Here is a 19,839-nt window from a genome sequence, read left to right on the forward strand (position 1 = left end):
GCGGGGGTGGGTCAGGCGGCTTCGATGATGTCGGGGTCGCCCCGGGTCGCCGCCGCCCATTCGATGAGCAGCACCTCGTACGTGGCGGCCTCCACCTCGGACCAGCCCTGCCCGGAGGCGTCGACGAGGGCGCGGATGGCCTCGTTGGCCTGCTCGGCGGCGGGCGCGGGGCGGTCTGCGGGGAAGGAGCTGTCGGGGAGTAAAGCCATGCGCACAGCTTACGGGCTGCCACTGACAGCCACGGCTTCCGAAGCGTCCTGGGACGCCGAAGCCTCCGGGACGCGCGGAACCTTCGTGGATCCCGGAGCGCCCGACGGCTGAACGGCGGACGTCAGTTCGCGCCGCATGCAGACCCGTGGCCAGCGGTCGAGGCCGTGCTGGGCCTCCTCGGCCCGGATCGCGCGCAGCCCGTCGGTGAGTTCGCTTTCGGTCAGGATCCGGAAGCCGATGCGGGCGTAGTAAGGGGCGTTCCACGGCACCTCGGTGAAGGTGGTCAGGGTGAGCGCCGCCATGCCCCGGGGCACGGCCAGGCCGGCGAGGTGGGCGATCAGGCCCCGGCCGATGCCCCGGCGGGCGGCGGCGGGGTCGACCGAGACCTGCTCGATGTGCAGGGCGTCGTCGACGGGGTCGGCGAGCACATAGCCGAGCGGCCGGTCACCGGTGGCGGAGAGGGGGTCGGAGGCCACCCAGCAGCGGCCTGCCAGCCGGTAGGTCTCCAGCAGGTCGAGCGGCGGCGGATCGTCGTCGGCCACGAAGGCCATGCCCAGGGCCCGGAACGGTTCCCCTGCGGCGCGCTCGATGTCCTGGAGCAGGGGGAGATCCGAGCGTCTGGCGGAGCGGATACGCATGTACTCAGTGTGCCGCGCCGGACGGCGGACCGGTACGCGGTGGCCGGATCAGGATGTCCTGCCGAAGGCCCCGGGGAACGCGCTGCCCGGAGCCCGCACCTTCCGAAGTCGCCCCCCGTCTCCGGCACCGTTCAGGCGCTGGTGCTCACCAGGTCGTCCGCGGGGCTGTTCACCGGCTGCGGTGTCCCGGTGAGATCCATGACGAAGAGCGCGAGCCCGACGCCGTCCGCGCGGGCCCGGGCGTCGGCCGCGTATCCCGCGAGGGAGAAGAACACCCCGGTGACCGAGGCGCCCAGCGCGTTGAGCCAGAGGGTCTCGACCGCGCGCAGTGACGTCGGCCGTGTGGTGGAGTCGACCCGCGCGATCAGCCCGTCGGCCCGCAGGTCGATCCCGGCGGCCGGGCCCGCTCCGGGCCGGCCGACATCACGGAAGCCCAGCCAGGTCAGGTAGAGGCCCGCCGCGCTCACCGCGTCGTGGCCCGTGCGGATCGTCATCGGCCGGAAGGCCGGGCGCGGGTGCGCGGCGGTGCGCGGCAGGGGTATGTGGGCGGGGGAGGGCGGCGCGGCCGGGGCCGGAGGGGCGGCCACCGGGCGCACCGCTATCCGCAGGACGGCCCCGCACGGGCAGCACAGTTCGGGCTGGGGCCACTGGTTCTCCCGGGCGCAGGACGCGCAACGGACGGTGACCCACGCGTCGTTCCAGCTGCGGTGGGTGACCAGCACCGCCGGGGCGTCCCGCAGCAGGGGTGGGGCGGTGGGCGTCCCGCACGGGCAGGGGTAGGCCGGTGTGCTGTAGGCGTGGCCCCGGCCGCAGACAGGGCACCGTACCGGCACGGGCTCCACGATCGTCTCCCTCCGGCACGGACGGCGCGACCGACTGCGCTCCGTGCCTCCCTCGTCACACCATCGTCCACCAGGAGCGAGGCTCTGGGGAGGGGGTGGGCGGACTTCATGGGGGCGGGCGGCCGTCCGCGCCCTTGACGAGGGTCGCCCCACGTTTTAGATTGCTTCCGTATAGCAGAACTGAATTTCCGTAATGCGGAATTGGTGCTCTCAGGTGGCGCGACAGAGCCCGACTCCACCAATCCCGAGCAGGAGCACTCAATGCCTCGTATGACCGCTGCCCGAGCGGCAGTTGAGATCCTCAAGCGCGAAGGCGTCAGCAACGCGTTCGGTGTGCCGGGTGCGGCGATCAACCCCTTCTACGCGGCCCTCAAGGCCTCCGGCGGGGTGCGGCACACGCTGGCCCGGCACGTCGAGGGCGCCTCCCACATGGCCGAGGGCTACACCCGGGCCAAGGCCGGCAACATCGGTGTCTGCATCGGCACGTCCGGCCCGGCCGGCACCGACATGATCACCGGTCTGTACTCCGCCATCGCCGACTCCATCCCGATCCTGTGCATCACCGGCCAGGCTCCGACCGCCGTCCTGCACAAGGAGGACTTCCAGGCCGTCGACATCGCGTCGATCGCGGCGCCGGTCACCAAGGCGGCGACGACCGTTCTGGAGGCCGCGCAGGTTCCCGGTGTCTTCCAGCAGGCCTTCCACCTGATGCGCACCGGCCGGCCGGGCCCGGTCCTCATCGACCTGCCGATCGATGTCCAGCTCACCGAGATCGAGTTCGACCCCGAGCTGTACGAGCCCCTCCCGGTGCACAAGCCTGCGGCCTCCCGCAAGCAGATCGAGCGGGCGATCCAGATGCTGAACGCCTCGGAGCGCCCGGTGCTCGTCGCGGGCGGCGGCATCATCAACGCCGACGCCTCCGAACTCCTGGTGGAATTCGCCGAGCTGACCGGCGTCCCCGTCGTCCCCACGCTGATGGGCTGGGGCATCCTCCCCGACGACCACGAGCTGAACGCCGGCATGGTGGGCCTCCAGACCTCGCACCGCTACGGCAACGCGAACTTCCTGGAGTCCGACTTCGTCCTCGGCATCGGCAACCGCTGGGCCAACCGCCACACCGGCAAGCTGGACGTCTACACCCAGGGCCGCACCTTCGTCCACGTGGACATCGAGCCCACCCAGCTCGGCAAGATCTTCGCCCCGGACCTCGGCATCGCCTCCGACGCCAAGGCCGCCCTGACGCTCTTCGTCGAGGTGGCGCGCGAGCTGAAGGCCGCGGGCGGGCTGAAGGACCGCTCGGCGTGGGCCGCGTCCACGCAGGAGCGCAAGTCGACCCTCCAGCGCCGGACCCACTTCGACAACGTGCCGCTCAAGCCGCAGCGCGTGTACGAGGAGATGAACCGGGCGTTCGGCCCCGAGACCCGTTACGTCACCACGATCGGGCTCTCCCAGATCGCCGGCGCGCAGATGCTGCACGTCTACAAGCCGCGCCACTGGATCAACTGCGGCCAGGCGGGCCCCCTCGGCTGGACGATCCCGGCCGCGCTGGGCGTCGCCACCGCGGACCCGGAGGGCACGGTCGTCGCGCTCTCCGGCGACTACGACTTCCAGTTCATGCTGGAGGAGCTGGCCGTCGGCGCCCAGCACCGCATCCCGTACGTCCACGTCCTGGTGAACAACTCCTACCTGGGACTCATCCGCCAGGCGCAGCGCAACTTCGACATCGACTTCCAGGTCAACCTGGAGTTCGAGAACCTCAACTCCCCGGAGCTGGGCGTCTACGGCGTCGACCACGTCAAGGTCGTCGAGGGGCTGGGCTGCAAGGCGATCCGGGTCACCGAGCCGGACCAGCTGCTGCCGGCCTTCGAGGAGGCGAAGAAGCTCGCCGCGGAGTTCCGGGTGCCGGTGGTCGTCGAGGCGATCCTGGAGCGGGTCACGAACATCGCGATGAGCGGCAGTGACATCGCGTCGGTCAACGAGTTCGAGGACATCGCCACGGACGCGTCCCACGCGCCCACCGCGATCCGCCCCCTGACCGTGTCCTGACGGACCGGCCCACCCGCCACGACGACAGGCCCCCGCCCCGGATTCCACTCCGGGGCGGGGGCCTGAGTCGTCGCGTGCGGGCCGTCTTCCGCCCCGCCGGGGATGTCCTCGATCGCCGGACGGGCCGGATACGGACCATCCCGGCACTCACGCACCACCCCAGCCTGTCCGGCGTTCGAGGACGGAACGCTCGCGCGGGAGGGGGGACCCGCACTCCGACGGCAGGGCGTCAGGGCGCGTCCCTCCCGCAGGCAGCGGCCCGCTCCGGAGCCACGGTTGCGTCCTCAAGCGCCGGACGGGCTGCAATGGTGCGGCCCCGCCGCCGCGAGGGGACAGGGCCGGGCACGGAGAAGGGCGCGGAGTACGGGACCGTATCCGTACTCCGCGCCCTCGTTCGGGAGCGACAGAGGTGTCGCCGGGTGACAGGGACCGCGGCGGCGGCGATCGGCCCGGGGGAGGGCGTCTCCTTCAGGTCAGGAGACGGTCCCCGGCCCTTCACCACCGCACTGGCATCGCTCGACCGCCGCGGCCTCGTCGTCCTGCCCGTGCCGCGCGGCACCCCTCATCCGGGTGCGCGGTACGGGCAGGGGCCTGGAGAAGGGGGCTCAGTCCTCGCGCAGGGCGCGGACGGCCTCCTCGACGCGCTTGCCGTAGTCGGCGTCGGCGGCGTGGAAGTGGGCGAGGTTCTTCTCGATCACGTCGTCGCGGGTGACCTGCGAGAGGCCTCCGGCGATGTTCGCGACCAGGCGGCCCTTCTCGTCCTCCGACATGAGCCGGAAGAGTTCGCCCGCCTGGAAGAAGTCGTCGTCCTTGGCGTGCGCGGGCGCCTCGTGCGTGCCCGTCCAGCCGTGGACCGCCAGCGGGGCGGCGAGCGCCGCGTCGGTCTGGGCCGGACCCGCGTACGAGTTGGGCTCGTAGTTCTTGTCGTGGCGCGAGCCGTTGCGGGTGGCGTGGACGCCGTCGCGGCCGTAGTTGTCGACGACGGCGGTCCTCGGGGCGTTCACCGGAAGCTGGGTGTGGTTGACGCCCAGGCGGTAGCGGTGCGCGTCCGCGTAGGCGAACAGCCGGCCCTGGAGCATCTTGTCCGGGGACGGGCCGATGCCGGGTACGAAGTTGTTCGGGGAGAACGCGGCCTGCTCGACCTCGGCGAAGACGTTGTCCGGGTTGCGGTCCAGGACCAGGCGGCCGACCCGCTGGAGCGGGTAGTCGCTGTGCGGCCACACCTTGGTGAGGTCGAACGGGTTGAACCGGTAGTCGGCGGCGTCGGCGGCCGGCATCACCTGGACGTGCAGGGTCCAGGAGGGGTTGACGCCGCGCTCGATGGCCTGGAGCAGGTCCGTCTGGTGCGAGTTGGCGTCCTTGCCGACGAGCTCGGCTGCCTGGTCGGCGGAGAGGGACCGCACGCCCTGGTTCGTCTTGAAGTGGTACTTGACGAAGAAGGCCTCACCCGCGGCGTTCGTCCACTGGTAGGTGTGCGAGCCGTAGCCGTTCATGTGACGGTACGAGGCGGGGATGCCCCGGTCGCCCATCAGCCAGGTGATCTGGTGCGTCGCCTCGGGGGCGTGCGCCCAGAAGTCCCAGACGTTGTCCGGCTCCTGCCTGCCCGTGAACGGGTCGCGCTTCTGCGAGTGGATGAAGTCGGGGAACTTGATCGGGTCCTTGATGAAGAACACCGGGGTGTTGTTCCCGACCAGGTCGTAATTGCCCTCGTCCGTATAGAACTTGAGGGCGAAGCCGCGCGGGTCGCGGACCGCGTCCGCGCCGCCGAGCGAGTCGGCGACCGTAGAGAAGCGGATGAACGTCTCGGTGCGCTTGCCCACCTCGGAGAGGAAGTCGGCGCGGGTGAAGCCCGTGACGTCGTCGGTGACCTCGAAGTAGCCGTACGCGCCGGAACCGCGGGCGTGCACCACGCGCTCCGGGATGCGCTCACGGTTGAAGCGGGCGAGCTTCTCCAGGAGGTGCTGGTCCTGGAGGAGGATCGGTCCACCGACACCGGCGGTGGCGGAGTTCTGGTTGTCGGCGACCGGGGCGCCTGACTCGGTCGTGAGCACACGCTTAGCCATGTGGCGGGATGACCTTTCGTACGAGCTGCTGACGGCTTGAGGAGCGTAGATTCGCCGCGGAGCAACGTCAACAGTTTGTTGAAAACGAAGTGTGTGGTTCCGGGCCGCGGCAGCGCCTGGGCGCGACAGGACAGGTGTCAGCGCCACCGCGGCCCGGAGGTCAGGGGGCCCGTCGTGCGGGCCGTGGCCCCGTACGAGGCCAGGGGCTCCTCGCGGAGCGTGGTGGTCAGACCTGGGAGCCGGACAGCCGCTCGACCGAGCGCAGCAGCGCCGAGTGGTCCAGGCCGCCGTCGCCCTGGGCGCGCAGCGAGGCGACCAGCTGGGCGACCACGCCGCCGACGGGCAGGGCCGCGCCGACGTTGCGGGCGGCGTCCGTGACGATGCCCATGTCCTTGTGGTGCAGGTCGATCCGGAAGCCGGGGGCGAAGTCCCGCTTCAGGAAGTTGTCCTTCTTGCGGGTCAGCACGGTCGAGCCGGCCAGGCCGCCGTTCAGGACGTCGAGTGCGGCGGTGAGGTCGACCCCGGACTTCTCCAGGAAGACCACGGCCTCGGCGCAGGCCTGGATGTTGACCGCGACGATCAGCTGGTTGGCCGCCTTCACCGTCTGGCCGGAGCCGTGCGGGCCGCAGAGCACGATGGTCTTGCCGAGCGCCTCCAGCAGCGGCTTCGCGGCGTCGAAGTCCGCCTGCTCGCCGCCGACCATGATGGACAGGACCGCCTCGATGGCGCCGGCCTCGCCGCCGGAGACCGGCGCGTCCAGGACCCGGATGCCCTTCTCGGCCGCGTTCCTGGCGAGGTCCACGGAGGTCTGCGGGGTGATGGAGGACATGTCCACCAGCAGCGCGCCGCGCTTGGCGTTCTCCAGGATGCCGTCGGGGCCGTAGGCGATGGCCTCGACCTGCGGGGAGGCGGGCACCATCGTGATGACGACGTCCGCGTCCTTCACCGCGTCCGCGATCGAGGAGGCGCCCTTGCCGCCGGCCGCGACCAGCCGGTCGACCTTGTCCTGCTCCAGGGTGTATCCGGTGACGTCGTAACCGGCCTTGACCAGGTTCTCGGACATGGGGGATCCCATGATGCCGAGGCCGATCCACGCAACCTTGGGGAGGTTGTTGCTCATGAGGGTGCCTTCCTGAAAAACGTGTGTACGTAAGGGGGTCGGGCGCGCCACCGGGGCCGCCCCGGCCCGTCCGCAGCGAGGGGGCCGGTCAGCGGGCCGCTCGGGCCGACGCCGGGAGCCAGTCGAAGGACTCCGCGCTCGGCCGGTCGCCCGGCTTGTACTCCAGGCCGACCCGGCCCGTGTAGCCGGCGTCCCTCAGCTCGTCGAGGAGCCGCTCCAGCGGGAGCGAGCCGGTGCCCGGCGCGCCGCGCCCCGGGTTGTCGGCGATCTGGACGTGTCCGGTCTTCGCGGCGTACGCCTTGATGACCTGGCTCAGGTCCTCGCCGTTCATCGACAGGTGGTACAGGTCCAGCAGGAACTTGGCGTTCCCGAGGCCCGTCGCCGCGTTGACCTGGTCGACGACCTCGATCGCGGCCGGTGCGCTGACCAGCGGATAGAGCGGCGACTCCGGCTTGTTGAGGGTCTCGACGAGGAGGATCGCCCCGATCCGGTCCGCCGCGCGGGCGGCCAGCACCAGGTTCTCCAGGGCGAGCGCGTCCTGCACCGCCGGGTCCGCGCCCTCGACGCGGTTGCCGTACAGCGCGTTGAGCGCCGTGCAGCCGACCGAGGCGGCGAAGTCGGCCGCCACCTCGATGTTGGCCCGGAAGCGGTCCGACTCCGTGCCGGGCACGGAGAGCGCGCCGCGGTCGGGGCCGGGCAGCTGTCCGGCGTAGAAGTTCAGCCCCACCAGCTGGGTGCCCGCGTCGTCGAGCGCCTTCTTGAGGGCGTCGAGCTCCGCCTGCGGAGGGGTGGGGGTCTCGATCCAGGGCCACCACAGCTCGACCGCCGTGAAGCCCGCCGCGGCGGCTGCCGCGGGACGCTCCAGGAGCGGGAGTTCCGTGAAGAGGATCGAAAGGTTCACATCGAAGCGCTGGTCCGGGTATCCCATGAGGATGTCGGCGCTCCTTCCGTATTGCGGAAGTTAGTTTCTGCTTAACGGAAGATTGCCCGGAGGGTGGCGGGGCTGTCAAGAGGTGCCGGGAAATTCGCCCCGGCCGGCGGCGCCCGGAATCGGTGGCGGGGGCGCCTCCGGGCATACGAAAGCGGGGCGGGGGCCGCTCTCGACCCCCGCCCCGCCCGGCTCTCACGCCGTGTGGACCCCCGCTACGCGCCCGGGACCGTGTCCTCGAAGCTCGTCCCCGCCCCGCGGTACGCCCCGACCATCGCGTTCACCTGTGCCGGGGTCAGCACCTGGTCCTTCACGTGCAGGACGTAGTCCACCTGCTGGTCGTAGGCGCGGGGCGTGGTGCTCGGCTGCCCCTGGAGGTCGATCAGCCACTGGTTGAAGTTGATCGACATCGGCCGCTCGGGCAGGTAGGCCGACCCGTGCGTCCCGAAGTGCTGACCGTCGACGTAGTACGTGATCCGGTGGTCGTCGATCGTCACCACCAGGTCGTGCCAGCCCGCGTACGACTGCCGGACCTCGCTGTGCGCGTTGACCGCTTCCCACGGGTCGGGCCGGTAGGTCTCCCACGACGTCGTGTAGAGGATGTTCGCGGGCTCGCCCCAGCCGCCGTTGGGCAGATACTCGAAGTCGTACTCCGCGTAGTCGTCCGCCATCGGCGCCTTCAGGTCGTTGATCGTGAAGAACGTCTGCACGATCCGGTCGCCGTCCGGGCCCGAGCGCGGCGCGTCGCTGAACTTCACCCGGGACGCGTACGTCCCGTTCTTGAACTTCATCGACTTGGTCAGGATCTCGGTGTGCTTGGTCGAGGCCCCCGTGCCGGCCGTCGAGGTCTCCAGGTTCATCACCGAGTTTCCGCCCTGGTCGGCGAAAGTGACGTTCTCGGCCGCCCAGGTCGCCCCCGGCACCCCCGGGCCGCCGGAGTTGGACCGGACGCTCCAGCCGTTCGCGTTGATCTCCGGGTCGGTGTGGGAGCTGTAGTCGAAGTCGTCGAACAGCGTCGGCGCGTTCCCCGGCGGGTCGGTGGGCGGGTCCGTCGGGTCCGGCGGGTCGGTCGGGCCGTTGCCCCCGGGAGCCTCGCCCCACACGGTCGCCCCGGAGATATGGGCGGTCACCTTGGACCAGTCGCCGTACGCCGTCCTGTCCGCGCCGAAGGAGTAGTCGTCGGACTGGACGAGCGGGGCCCAGGAGCTCTGGTGGAAGCGGAGCTGCATGTCCCCGGTGTCCGCCCCCGGCGCCAGCGAACCGGACCCGGCCGTGAAGCCGATCTCCAGATACCGGTCGGCCGTGGCGGTCGGGTCGGCGAGCGTCCCGAACGTACCGGTGATGTTCGCGCACCCCTTCACCGCCCAGGAACAGGCGAACCGGTAGGCGGCGGACGCGGAGTCGGCCTTGAAGTAGTAGCGCACCTTGACGCTGCTCAGCGGTACGGAGGCGGAGCCGGTGTTACGGACCTTCAGCCACGGCTCGCTCTGGTCGGCGCTCGCGCCGGACGCGCTCGTACGGTACTGGACGACGATCCCGTCCGCCGCGGCGGACGCCGAGGACGGCAACGCGGCCAGACCGGTGGCGGCCAGCGCCACGGCGGCGGCCGAGGCGGCGGCGGTGCGCAGCCTGCCTCGACGGGGACTGCTCGATGAGGTGTTCACAGGCGTGTTCCTCTCCGGAACGGTGGTGGGGGACGGGTTACGGGTGGAGTCGCGCTGTTCCTGCGGACGGGGACGCGGATGCGGGCGCCGGTGCGTTCTCGGTCGCTAGCGACCGCGCGTCCAGGGGGCGGTAGGGGACGCCCAGGGCGTCCAGCCGGGCGGTGTGGTGACGCAGCCGCTCGACGAACCCCGGCCAGTCGCCGCGCCCGCCGGACCAGGACCGGTCGGCCAGCGCGCAGAGCCGTGGGTAGCTGAGGTACTCGATCTCCTCGGGGGTGCGGGCGTACTCGGTCCACACCTGGGCCTGGGTCCCGAGCACCCGCGCCCGGTCCGCCTCCGGCCAGTCGGGAGGCGCCGGCTCGTAGCGGTGGACCGTGTGCAGGGGGACCGGCGCCCCGGGCTGGGCGACCGGCTCGGACGGGTCGCCGGACTGGGCGTAGTCGAGGTAGGTGGCCCGGTGGTGCGCGGCGATCACCTGATGGCCCCGGCGTGCGGCGGCCCGGGCGTGCGAGGAGTCACGCCAGGTCATCACCGTGAATTCCGGTGGGAGTTCGGAGCCGTTCTCGACCCAGCCGAGCGGAATCCGGCCGCGCTCCACCAGGAACGCCCCGACCCGGCCCATGAACCAGCCGTGCAGCGCCGCCGGGTCCGCGAGCCCCAGCGCCGCCGCGCGATCCCTTGCGGCAGGGCTCTGCTCCCACTCGGTGGTCGGGCACTCCTCGCCCCCGATGTGGATGTACGGCGAAGGGAAGACGTCCATCACCTCCTCCAGCACGACCCGGCAGAAGTCGATGACCCCCTCGTGGACGCCGAGGATCGTGTCGCACACCCCCCAGCGGGTCCACACGTCGAGTTCACGGTTGGGGTGGTTGCCCAGCTCCGGGTAGGCGGCGAGCGCCGCCCGCACATGGCCGGGCATCTCGATCTCCGGCACGACGGTGACCCCGCGCTCCGCCGCGTACCGCACGAGGCCTCTCAACTCCGCCTTGGTGTACGCCCCTTCGTGCGGCACCGCGTCGAAGTGCGCCCCGTCCGGACCGGTCGGGCCCTTCTGGGACCGGGCCCGCCGGGAGCCGACCGAGATCAGCCGGGGGTAGGCGTCGACCGGCATCCGCCAGCCCTGGTCGTCGGTGAGGTGGAGGTGCAGGACGTTCAGCTTGTGCAACGCCAGCAGGTCCACGTACCGGCGCAGATAGCCGACCGGCTGGAAGCGCCGCGCCACGTCCAGCATCGCCCCGCGCCACGGCCGGTCCGGTACGTCGGTGATCTCGACGCACGGCAGTTCCCAGGAGCCCCGGGTCGCGGAGCCGCCCGACAGGGCCTCGGCGGGCAGGAGTTGGCGGATCGTCTGGACGCCCCGGAGCAGCCCGGTGAGATGGGCGGCACGCAACTGGAGGGCCTGCGGGGCGACCGTCAGCCCGTACCCCTCCTCGCCGAGGCCGCCGAGCCGGTCGTCCAGAGCGAGGACGACCCGGCCGTCCGGGGCGGAGGAGAGCGGGAGCCCGGCGGCACGGCCGACCAGGGAACGCAGCAGGTCCGCCGCCGGCTCCGCACCCGGCAGCGCCCGGACGGTGGTCTCCCGGTCGAGGGTGAGCCGGCCGCCCAGCGAGGAGATCCTGGTGGGCCGGGGGACGAGGGAGAGGGCGGCGGGGGCTGGGCGCGATGCGGGCACGGGGGCCTCCGGATTCGGTTCGCGGGCGGGAGGGCAGGCGAGCGGGCGAGGGCGGCGGGGCGGACTTCGCCGCTCAGCCCTTGACGGCGCCGGCGGCGAAGCCGGACGTGACATGGCGCTGGAGCAGCAGGAAGATCACCAGGGCGGGCAGCGCGAAGAGGGTGGAGGCGGCCATCGTGGCGCCCCAGTCGGTACCGAACGTGTTCTGGAAGGACGACAGCCAGACCGGCAGGGTGCGGTTGTCCTGCTGCTTGATGATCAGGAAGTTGGCGTAGGCGAACTCGTTCCAGGCGGTGATGAAGCCGAACAGCGACGTCGCCATGAGCCCCGGCGCCAGCAGCGGCATCGCCACGCGCCAGAACGCCCCGGTCCGGGTACAGCCGTCGACCTGCGCGGCCTCCTCCAGCTCCGGTGGGATCGTTCCGATGAAGCCCCGCAGCACCACGACCGTGAACGGCAGCGTGATCATGAAGTAGATCAACGTCAGCGTCGGCAGCCGGTCGAGCATGTCGGTGTCCCGCGAGATGATGTAGACCGGGATGATCAGGGACTCCCAGGGCGCCATCTGCGCGATGAAGATCATCAGCATGAACTGCCGCCGGCCCCTCCACCGCATCCGCGCCACGGCGAACGCCGCGCCCAGCGCCACCAGCAGCGCCAGCAGGACGGCCCCCAGCGTGACCAGGATGCTGTTGCGCCAGAACAGAGCGAACCCGTCGGCCTCCACGGCCCGGCGGAAGTGGTCGAGCGTCCAGGTCCGCGGGAGGAGCTGCGGATCGGTGGACCGGATGTCCTTGGACGGCTTGAAGGCCGTGGAGATCATCCAGTAGACGGGGAAGAGACAGACGACGACGGTCACGGCGGCGGCGATGTTCAGCGGGAGGCGCCGCAGGCGGGGGCGTACGGGCTTACGGGGGCGTGCGGCCCTGGGGGGACGCGCGGTGCGCGGGCTCATCGGGTCTCGTCCTCCTGGCGGAGCATCTGGCGGAAGTACAGGACGAGCACCCCGGACATCAGGACCACGGTGACCATCGAGGCGGCGGAGCCCAGGTCGTACCGCTGGCCGGAGAGAGCGGTCTGGACCGCGTAGACCGGCAGGATCGTCGTGGCGTCACCCGGGCCGCCCCGGGTCATCACCCAGATCTGGACGAACGCCTTGAACGTCCAGATCACCTCCAGCGAGATGACCAGCAGGAAGATCGGCCGCAGCATGGGGAAAGTGACCGAGCGGAACATCCGCCCCGCGCCCGCCCCGTCCAGCCGCGCCGACTCGTACAGCTCCAGGGGCACGGTGGTCAGCGCCGAGTACAGGGTGACCGCGGCGAACGGCACCGACTGCCAGACGATCAGCGTCACCAGGATCGCGAAGGCCGCGGTGCCGTTGGCGAACCACGGATAGCGGTCGAAGGAGTCGAAGCCGAGCGAGGTCAGCGTCCGGTTGACGATGCCGAACTCCGAGTGGAACAGCCACTGGAAGACGGTGGTCGCCGCCACCACCGGCATCGCCCAGGCCAGCACCAGCGAGCTCAGCACCACCGTCCGCCCGATCCGGCCCAGCCGCTCCACCATCAGCGCGACCAGGGTGGCGATCACCATGATCAGGACGACGTTGACCGCCATGAACAGGAAGGTGCGCCGCACCACCTCCCAGAACCTGGGGTCGGCCAGCAGCGTCCGGTAGTTCCGCAGTCCGACGAACTCCGCGTCTCCACGGATCAGCTGGCGCAGGCGGAAGTCCTGGAACGAGATCAGGACCGCCCGCACCAGCGGGTAGACCAGCAGATAGAGCATGCCGCCGACGGCGGGGGCGATCAGGGCGTACGGCCAGAGGCCGCGGGCCCGGCCGGGCCCCGGCGGCGGGCCCCCGGCCTTGCGGACGACGAGGCGCGAGGCCGGGCGCCGCCGGGGTGTGCGGGGTGCGGTCCGTTGGTCGACGACCGGCACGGCACGCCTCCTTGTCCGGGTCGTGAGCGGGCGGAGCGGGGTCAGGAACCGGCGTTCATGGCCCGGGTGATGTCCGCCGAGGCCTTCGCCGCCTCCTTCGCCGGATCGCCCCCGGTGAGCACGGCCGTCATGTAGTCCTTGATCGGGTTCTCCGCCTCGACCGCCGCCCAGCCCGGGGTGTTGGGCGTCGCGTGCCCGTTGGCCGCGCCGACCGCCATCGCGGCGGCGCCCGGGTCGTCGGCCACGGCGGAGGCCAGGGTGGTCCGGTTCGGCACATAGCTCATGGCGACGGCGAGCTTCTTCTGCCAGGCGTCCCCGGTCAGCTCCTTGATGAAGGTGACCGCCTCGTCGGGGTGGGCCGCGGCGGCCGGCACGACCAGGTCGGAGCCGCCGGTGAAGACCGCGCCCGGAGTGCCGGCGGTCTTGCCCGGGATCGGGAGGAAGGCGAGCTTGCCCTGGAGACCGGGGTTCTGCTCCGCGATGACGCTCGCCCCGCCCGGCGTGGAGATCACCTGCGCCACCTGCCCCTGCGCCATCACCTCGGCCTGCGGCGGATCGTCCTCGTCGGAGTCCTTGGGCCCCTTGCCGAGCGCCTGGAGCCGGGCGTAGAACGCCATGCCGCGCAGTGCCTCGGGGGTGTGGAGTGCGCCGGACCACTTCCCGCCGGACTCGCGCGCCAGGTCGCCGCCCTCGTCCCAGATGAACCCGGCCAGCGCGTACCACATCTGCCCGGGCAGATAGATGCCCTGCGTGCCGCCCCGGTTCAGCTTGGCGGTGGCATCGATCCACTGCTCGCGGGTCTTGATCGCCGCGGCGTCGATGCCCGCCTTCTCGAAGAGGTCGGTGCGGTAGACGACCACCCGGTTCGCCGCGTAGTACGGGATGCCGTACTGCTTGCCCTCGTACGACCCCGGCTCGGCCAGGCCGCTCAGCCAGTCCTCGCCGTTCAGCTCCTCGGTCCGGTCGCTGAGGTCGAGCAGCCCGCCGCTCTCCGCGAACTGCGCCACCTGAGTGTTGCCCGCCTCGATGACGTCCGGGGCGTCGTTGCTCGCGAGGGCGGCGGTGATCTTCTGGCCGATCCCGTCCCACTCCTGGATCTGGATCTTCACGTCGATCGTGGGGTGGCGCTTCTCGAAGTCCGCCGTGAACTCCTTCTGGAACCGGGCGGAGACGCTGTCGCGCATGAGCCAGACGTCCACGGTCGTCCGGCCGTCCCCGTTCCCGGAGTCGGAACCGGACGACGAACTACAGGCACTGAGCGCGGTGGTCAGGACGAGCACGGACACACCGGCGAGCAAGCGGTACTTCACGGTTCACCTCGGAAGCAGAACTGATGTGGCTGACCTGACCTGACCTGACCTGAACTGACTGGTTGGAGCTGACCGGCTCTGACGTGGCCGGCTGTGACCTGAGCACCTGACCACCTGACCAGTGATGTCCACTGGACAGCTCGCCTCTCGATGGGGGTTGAAGGTGGCATGGACCACTGATGCCGTCAACCCCTCGCGTAACAAGGGCATTTGGTGATCCGCGCGGAGAAGTAGTGCTCGCGTCTCGTGTGCAAGGCGCTACACTTCGCCTGACCAGCAAGCCAGTTCGATCGGGCTGGTGATGAACTGGTAAGGAAATGTGGGCTGTCGGGAGGGGAGCGCGTGGACGCGGACGTGCCGGGGACGGTGCTCAAACGGGAGCGGACCCGTGAGGCCGTACTGGAGCTGATCGAGTCGCGCAGCCCTGGGGACGCCATCCCCTCGGAGCGCGCCCTGTGCGCCCTGCTCGGCGTGTCGCGGCCCACCGTGCGCGCGGCGGTGGACGAGCTGGTCGCCGCCGGGCTCCTGGTGCGCGAGCACGGCCGGGGCATGTTCGTCGCCCCCGCCAAGATCACCCAGGAGCTGGTCGCCGGGGACCGGGCGCTGAGCGTGCCGCAGGCGGCGGGCGCCTGGTCGAGCCGGCTGCTGGAGTTCACCACGCTCCAGGCGGGGGCCCGGGTCGGCCGCAAGCTGCGGATGTCACCCGCCGCCGAGATCGTCTACGTGGCGCGGCTGCGGCTGGTCGACGGTGCGCCGATGGCCATCGAGCACCTGCACATCCGGGCCGAGCTGGTGCCGGGCCTCAGCGCACGGGAGCTGGAGAGCGGCGACCTGTACGAGCATCTGCGCTCCACGCACGGGGTGCACGTCCACGAGGCGGTCCAGGCCATCGAGCCCACCGTCGTCACCCGCGCCGAGGCGGGGCTGCTCGACGTTCCGGAGCTGTCGCCGGCGCTGCTCTTCGAGCGGCTGACCTCCGACACCACGGGCCGTCCGGTGGAGTACGTCCACTCGCTCTACCGGGGCGACCGCTACCGGATCGTCTCCCGGCTCGCGCTCGGCCCGGCGGCCGAGGTCGCCCCCGACCGGGAGGGGCACCATCCGGGCATCCCGCCCGGCGACTTCGCGCACGGCGACGCCATCGCCTCCTCCACCAGGGGGGACATCCAGGCGGGCGACTGATCGCGCCTTCGGTCGCGTTGCGCAGGGTGCAACTCCGGTTGCACCTCTTGTCGAACGGCCGGGGGCGCGTCAGGGTGGCGGACGCATCCGAAGCAACCGAACCCCCACACGAGGTGCCTCGCATGAAGCCTGCCCACCACGCGAAAGCCGGCCCCGGCCGCGCCCCCGGCCCCGCTTCCGCTTCCGCCCCTGATTCCGAGGCTCCCGCCTCCGGCCGCCCCAGTCGCCGGAGCCTCCTCGGCGGTCTGCTCGCGGGGGCCGCCCTGGCCGCCGCCCCCGCCCCCGCGGCCGCCCGTCCCACTCCCGTGCCGGCCGCCCCGCGCGCCACCCGCCCGCTGCTCCTCGGCACGTACACCTCCGAGGCGGGAGGCGGCGCCGGCATCGGCACCGCCGCGTACGACACCGGCACCGGCGCGATCGCCCCCGGACCGGTGATCACCGGCGTCGAGAACCCCTCCTACCTGGCCCTCCACCCCTCCGGCGCCACCGTCTACGCGGTCGCCGAGCAGGGCGCGGGCGCGGTCACCGCCGTGGCGGTCGCGCCGGACGGGAGGTACGAGGTGCTCGGCAGCCGTTCCACCGGCGGCTCCGGCCCCACCCACCTCTCCGTCCACCCGTCCGGACGCTGGCTGCTGAGCGCCAACTACACCTCCGGCAGCGTCGCCGTGCACCCGATCGCGGGGGACGGCTCCCTGGGGGAGCGCACCGACCTGGTCACCCACAGCTCGCTGCCGCCCGGACCCGGCCAGGGCGGGCCGCACGCCCACCAGGTCGTCACCTCACCCGACGGCGGCCACGTCCTCGCCGTCGACCTGGGCACCGACACCGTGTACACGTACGCGCTCGACGAGTCGGCCGGGACGCTCACCGAGGTCTCCCGGGCCGCTCTGGCTCCCGGCTCCGGCCCCCGCCACCTGGCCTTCCATCCCGGCGGGCGCTTCGCGTACCTGGCCTGCGAGCTGGACGACACCATGGTCGTCTGCGCGTACGACCCCGCCACGGGCGCTCTCACCCCGGGGTCCGGGCAGTCCACCGGTACGGGATCCGGCACCAGCTACCCCGCCCAGCCGGTGGTCACCGGGGACGGGGCGTACGTCTATCTCGCCAACCGGGGCCACAACAGCCTCACCCGTTACGCCGTGGAGAGCGGCGGGGCGGCCCTGCGACTGCTGGACACCGTGCCCGTCGGCGGCGACTGGCCCCGCCAGCTCGCCCTGTCCCCGGACAGCTCCCTGCTCTTCGCCGCGAACCAGCGCTCCTCCACCGTCACCGTGTTCGGGGTCGGCTCCGACGGCTCCCTGACCGCTGCGGGCGCCCCCTTCCCGGCTCCGGTCGCGGTCTGTGTCCTGCCGCTTCCCTGAGCCGAGCCGTCGGGGCCCCGCGCGCACCGGGGCGGGCCCCCTCCAGCGGTTACAGTCGTGGCCGAGCCGCGGGGGCCCGCACCGGGGCGAGGACATCAGGGAGGCACAGTGCGCTTGAGGGTGGAATTCACCACCGAGCCGTTCGATCTCGACGAAGCGCCCACCCACGCGGTGGTGGCCCGCGAGGTGATCCAGGGCGCCGGGCTCGACGCCGTGGACGTCGGCCCCTTCGGCAACACGGCGGAAGGGGACGCGGACGCGGTGCTCACCGCCGTCGACTCCCTGCTGCGGCGGGCCCTGGCTTCGGGCGCCACCCGGGTATCGCTCCAGGTGAACGTGGTCGAGGGGGACGCGCCGTGACCGGATCCACCGAACACCCCCCGGCTGCGGCCGACGCCCCCCTGGCAGCCGACCACCCTTCGGCGACGTTCGACCATCCGCTGGTCTCCGCGGTCAAGCCGCTCGTCGACGCGATGGGCGCGGAGCTGCTGGGCCCGGATCAAGCCCAGCCGGACGACGTCGTCCTCGCCTGGGAGGGGCGGGACGTCATAGCCGTACGTCTCCCGCAGCTCTCCGAATCGCTCGACCACATCCTCGCCGCGATGGAACGACGGCACGGGATGCCGCTCGCCGACCTGGACCGCAAGGCCAAGCAGGGCGTCGTCCGGACGCTGGAGGCACGGGGTGCCTTCTCCGTACGGCACGGGGTGGAGACCGTGGCGAGCGCCCTGGGCGTCTCCCGGTTCACCGTGTACAACTACCTGAACAGGGAACATGCGGCCAAGGGTGAGTAGTTGGCCGAAACCACCGAACGCACAGGAAAGCCGCCGTCCGCATGCCGGGACGGCGGCTTTCTTCGTTCGCGATATTTCAACAAAGTGTTGACGTCGTGTTGTGGAGGGCGTTAGCTATCCGCAGCCCGAACAACGCACAGCGAAAAGCAGCCACGGAGGCTCCCGTGACTTCGAGCTCCACACCGGGCCTCGCCCGGTTCAACACCCTGGCGGACGGCGAGGCCACCCCCGCACTGCACGAGGTCTGTGCCAGTGCGGCCTGGGGAAACGCCATCCTCGCCGGGCGCCCGTACGCCACCGAAGAAGCCCTGTTCTCCGCGAGCGACGCCGCCATGGCGGAACTCACCGCGGAGGACCTGGCCGAAGCGATGGCGGGCCACCCGCCGATCGGCCGCCCGAAGCCCGGCGATCCGACCTCCTCCCGTGAGCAGCGGGGGATGGCCGGCGCCTCCGAGGAGCTCAAGACCGAGATGCTCGAACTGAACCTGGCCTACCAGGAGCGGTTCGGACATGTCTTCCTGATCTGTGCCACCGGTGCCACCGGTGAGCAGATGCGCGACGCGGTGAAGTCCCGGATCGGGAACTCGCCCGAGCAGGAGCAGGAGATCGTGCGCACCGAACTGGGCAAGATCAACCGCATCCGGCTGACCCGTCTCGTGACGGAGACCCTCGCAGAGGGCGCTCCCGCACAGGACTCTTGAGATCTAGGAGAGTGACGGTCTTGAGTACCGACACGACCGCATCGGTGTCCACCCACATCCTGGACACCAGCATCGGCCGCCCCGCCGCGTCCGTCACCGTCTCGCTCGCCGCCCGCAGTGGAAGCGACGCGCCGTACGTGACGCTCGGAGCGTCCGCGACCGATGCGGACGGGCGTTGCAAGGACCTCCCGGCACTGCCGGAGGGAACAAGCCATGTGCGTCTCGAATTCGATACCGAGGCGTACTTTTCCAAGAAGCAAGCCGAGGCGCAGCAGGACGCCCCCCGCGTAAGGGACAGCGGCGCGTTCTTCCCGGAGGTGACCATCGCGTTCGCGGTCACCCCGGGCGAGCACTATCACGTACCGCTGCTGCTCAACCCGTTCGGCTACTCCGTTTACCGAGGGAGCTAGCACCGACATGCCCACGATTCTCGGCCAGAACCAGTACGGCAAAGCAGAGAACCGCGTCGTAAAGATCACGCGGGACGGCGACACCCACCACATCAAGGACCTGAACGTCTCGGTCGCCCTCTCCGGCGACATGGACGATGTCCACTACTCCGGCTCCAACGCCAACGTCCTGCCGACCGACACCACCAAGAACACGGTGTTCGCGTTCGCCAAGGAGCACGGGATCGAGTCCGCCGAGCAGTTCGGCATCCACCTCGCCCGGCACTTCGTCTCCTCCCAGGAGCCGATCCACCGCGCCCGGATCCGGATCGAGGAGTACAGCTGGGAGCGCATCGCGACCTCCGACGGCAATTCGAAGTTCATCGGCGCCGACGAGGTCAAGCACTCCTTCGTCCGCAAGGGCCAGGAGACCCGCGTCTCCCAGATCACCTACGACGGGGAGAACTGGGAGGTCATCTCGGGCCTCAAGGACCTGACGGTGATGAACTCGACCAACTCCGAGTTCTGGGGCTACGTCAAGGACCGGTACACGACGCTCAAGGAGGCGTACGACCGCATCCTGGCGACGGACGTCTCCGCCCGCTGGCGCTACAACTGGACCAGCGACGAGCAGCGGATGCCGAACTGGGAGAAGTCCTACGAGCAGGCGCGCAAGCACATGCTCCACGCCTTCGCCGAGACGTACTCCCTCTCGCTCCAGCAGACCCTGTACCAGATGGGTTCGCGCATCATCAACAGCCGCAGCGAGATCGACGAGATCCGCTTCTCGCTGCCCAACAACCACCACTTCCTGGTGGACCTCGAACCGTTCGGCCTCAAGAACGACAATGAGGTCTACTTCGCGGCGGACCGTCCCTACGGTCTGATCGAGGCCACCGTGCTCCGGGACGGCGTCGAGCCGAAGATCCCGGTCGACATGACCAACCTCTGACGCGGCACTGAACCGGCCGCCGT

The 19,839-nt window shown here is 71.0% G+C and carries 19 protein-coding genes; 8 read left to right on the top strand and 11 right to left on the bottom strand.

All coding sequences use genetic code 11. From position 1 onward, the window contains the following. Window positions 1-11 precede the first annotated feature (11 nt). The 3 genes from PSQ21_RS30190 to PSQ21_RS30200 all read right to left on the bottom strand — a co-directional run bounded on the left by PSQ21_RS30190 (window position 12) and on the right by PSQ21_RS30200 (window position 1,690). Entirely contained in the window at window positions 12-209 is a 198-nt protein-coding gene (locus PSQ21_RS30190; RefSeq protein WP_274034468.1) for a hypothetical protein, read from the bottom strand. 9 nt (window positions 210-218) lie between these two features. Beyond that, a complete protein-coding gene (locus PSQ21_RS30195) occupies window positions 219-848 on the bottom strand; it encodes a GNAT family N-acetyltransferase (RefSeq protein ID WP_274034469.1) in 630 nt (209 codons plus the stop codon). 131 nt (window positions 849-979) lie between these two features. Next, window positions 980-1,690, bottom strand: coding sequence for a hypothetical protein (locus PSQ21_RS30200; RefSeq protein WP_274034470.1), 711 nt, complete (start codon window positions 1,688-1,690; stop codon window positions 980-982). A gap of 261 nt (window positions 1,691-1,951) precedes the next feature. Here PSQ21_RS30200 and gcl point away from each other — a divergent pair, with 261 nt between their 5' ends. After that, window positions 1,952-3,736, top strand: coding sequence for a glyoxylate carboligase (gene gcl, locus PSQ21_RS30205; RefSeq protein WP_274034471.1), 1,785 nt, complete (start codon window positions 1,952-1,954; stop codon window positions 3,734-3,736). A gap of 605 nt (window positions 3,737-4,341) precedes the next feature. Here the strand turns inward: gcl and PSQ21_RS30210 are convergent. The 8 genes from PSQ21_RS30210 to PSQ21_RS30245 all read right to left on the bottom strand — a co-directional run bounded on the left by PSQ21_RS30210 (window position 4,342) and on the right by PSQ21_RS30245 (window position 14,437). After that, entirely contained in the window at window positions 4,342-5,799 is a 1,458-nt protein-coding gene (locus PSQ21_RS30210) for a catalase (RefSeq protein ID WP_274034472.1), read from the bottom strand. A 226-nt stretch (window positions 5,800-6,025) separates the two neighbouring features. Continuing rightward, window positions 6,026-6,919, bottom strand: coding sequence for a 2-hydroxy-3-oxopropionate reductase (locus tag PSQ21_RS30215; RefSeq protein ID WP_274034473.1), 894 nt, complete (start codon window positions 6,917-6,919; stop codon window positions 6,026-6,028). 88 nt (window positions 6,920-7,007) lie between these two features. Next, window positions 7,008-7,847 (bottom strand): TIM barrel protein, encoded by an 840-nt coding sequence (locus tag PSQ21_RS30220; protein WP_274034474.1) that lies wholly within the window; start codon window positions 7,845-7,847, stop codon window positions 7,008-7,010. 215 nt (window positions 7,848-8,062) lie between these two features. Further along, complete coding sequence (locus PSQ21_RS30225; protein WP_274034475.1) at window positions 8,063-9,511, bottom strand: cellulose binding domain-containing protein; 1,449 nt, start codon at window positions 9,509-9,511, stop codon at window positions 8,063-8,065. A 37-nt stretch (window positions 9,512-9,548) separates the two neighbouring features. Next, on the bottom strand, window positions 9,549-11,183 hold the full coding sequence (locus PSQ21_RS30230) for a beta-N-acetylhexosaminidase (RefSeq protein ID WP_274034476.1): 1,635 nt from the start codon (window positions 11,181-11,183) through the stop codon (window positions 9,549-9,551). 73 nt (window positions 11,184-11,256) lie between these two features. Next, window positions 11,257-12,138: a carbohydrate ABC transporter permease gene (locus PSQ21_RS30235; RefSeq protein WP_274034477.1), complete on the bottom strand. Its 882-nt coding sequence runs from the start codon at window positions 12,136-12,138 to the stop codon at window positions 11,257-11,259. Further along, window positions 12,135-13,127 (bottom strand): carbohydrate ABC transporter permease, encoded by a 993-nt coding sequence (locus PSQ21_RS30240; RefSeq protein ID WP_274034478.1) that lies wholly within the window; start codon window positions 13,125-13,127, stop codon window positions 12,135-12,137. The genes PSQ21_RS30235 and PSQ21_RS30240 overlap by 4 nt, the downstream gene beginning before the upstream one ends. Before the next feature lie 41 nt (window positions 13,128-13,168). Then, complete coding sequence (locus PSQ21_RS30245) at window positions 13,169-14,437, bottom strand: extracellular solute-binding protein (protein WP_274034479.1); 1,269 nt, start codon at window positions 14,435-14,437, stop codon at window positions 13,169-13,171. A gap of 342 nt (window positions 14,438-14,779) precedes the next feature. Here PSQ21_RS30245 and PSQ21_RS30250 point away from each other — a divergent pair, with 342 nt between their 5' ends. The 7 genes from PSQ21_RS30250 to pucL all read left to right on the top strand — a co-directional run bounded on the left by PSQ21_RS30250 (window position 14,780) and on the right by pucL (window position 19,816). After that, window positions 14,780-15,619, top strand: a complete 840-nt coding sequence (locus PSQ21_RS30250; RefSeq protein WP_274034480.1) for a GntR family transcriptional regulator — start codon at window positions 14,780-14,782, stop codon at window positions 15,617-15,619. Between the two features lie 122 nt (window positions 15,620-15,741). Continuing rightward, entirely contained in the window at window positions 15,742-16,980 is a 1,239-nt protein-coding gene (locus PSQ21_RS30255) for a lactonase family protein (RefSeq protein WP_274034481.1), read from the top strand. 108 nt (window positions 16,981-17,088) lie between these two features. Further along, window positions 17,089-17,340 carry a thiamine-binding protein gene (locus PSQ21_RS30260; protein ID WP_274034482.1) on the top strand — a complete coding sequence of 84 codons (252 nt, stop codon included), beginning with the start codon at window positions 17,089-17,091 and terminating at the stop codon, window positions 17,338-17,340. Between the two features lie 113 nt (window positions 17,341-17,453). After that, entirely contained in the window at window positions 17,454-17,774 is a 321-nt protein-coding gene (locus tag PSQ21_RS30265; RefSeq protein WP_274036012.1) for a helix-turn-helix domain-containing protein, read from the top strand. A 164-nt stretch (window positions 17,775-17,938) separates the two neighbouring features. Continuing rightward, window positions 17,939-18,475: a 2-oxo-4-hydroxy-4-carboxy-5-ureidoimidazoline decarboxylase gene (gene uraD / locus PSQ21_RS30270; protein WP_274034483.1), complete on the top strand. Its 537-nt coding sequence runs from the start codon at window positions 17,939-17,941 to the stop codon at window positions 18,473-18,475. 20 nt (window positions 18,476-18,495) lie between these two features. Continuing rightward, complete coding sequence (gene uraH / locus PSQ21_RS30275) at window positions 18,496-18,885, top strand: hydroxyisourate hydrolase (protein WP_274034484.1); 390 nt, start codon at window positions 18,496-18,498, stop codon at window positions 18,883-18,885. A gap of 7 nt (window positions 18,886-18,892) precedes the next feature. Beyond that, window positions 18,893-19,816, top strand: a complete 924-nt coding sequence (gene pucL, locus PSQ21_RS30280; RefSeq protein ID WP_274034485.1) for a factor-independent urate hydroxylase — start codon at window positions 18,893-18,895, stop codon at window positions 19,814-19,816. Window positions 19,817-19,839: the final 23 nt, after the last annotated feature.

Origin of the sequence: Streptomyces sp. MMBL 11-1 (assembly GCF_028622875.1) — a bacterium.
Lineage (GTDB): Bacteria > Actinomycetota > Actinomycetes > Streptomycetales > Streptomycetaceae > Streptomyces.

Coding starts and splice junctions, on each gene's coding strand:
- PSQ21_RS30190 (WP_274034468.1), bottom strand. CDS start 209: ATGGCTTTACTCCCCGACAGCTCCTTCCCCGCAGACCGCCCCGCGCCC.
- PSQ21_RS30195 (WP_274034469.1), bottom strand. CDS start 848: ATGCGTATCCGCTCCGCCAGACGCTCGGATCTCCCCCTGCTCCAGGAC.
- gcl (WP_274034471.1), top strand. CDS start 1,952: ATGCCTCGTATGACCGCTGCCCGAGCGGCAGTTGAGATCCTCAAGCGC.
- PSQ21_RS30210 (WP_274034472.1), bottom strand. CDS start 5,799: ATGGCTAAGCGTGTGCTCACGACCGAGTCAGGCGCCCCGGTCGCCGAC.
- PSQ21_RS30215 (WP_274034473.1), bottom strand. CDS start 6,919: ATGAGCAACAACCTCCCCAAGGTTGCGTGGATCGGCCTCGGCATCATG.
- PSQ21_RS30220 (WP_274034474.1), bottom strand. CDS start 7,847: ATGGGATACCCGGACCAGCGCTTCGATGTGAACCTTTCGATCCTCTTC.
- PSQ21_RS30235 (WP_274034477.1), bottom strand. CDS start 12,138: ATGAGCCCGCGCACCGCGCGTCCCCCCAGGGCCGCACGCCCCCGTAAG.
- PSQ21_RS30255 (WP_274034481.1), top strand. CDS start 15,742: ATGAAGCCTGCCCACCACGCGAAAGCCGGCCCCGGCCGCGCCCCCGGC.
- PSQ21_RS30265 (WP_274036012.1), top strand. CDS start 17,454: ATGGGCGCGGAGCTGCTGGGCCCGGATCAAGCCCAGCCGGACGACGTC.
- pucL (WP_274034485.1), top strand. CDS start 18,893: ATGCCCACGATTCTCGGCCAGAACCAGTACGGCAAAGCAGAGAACCGC.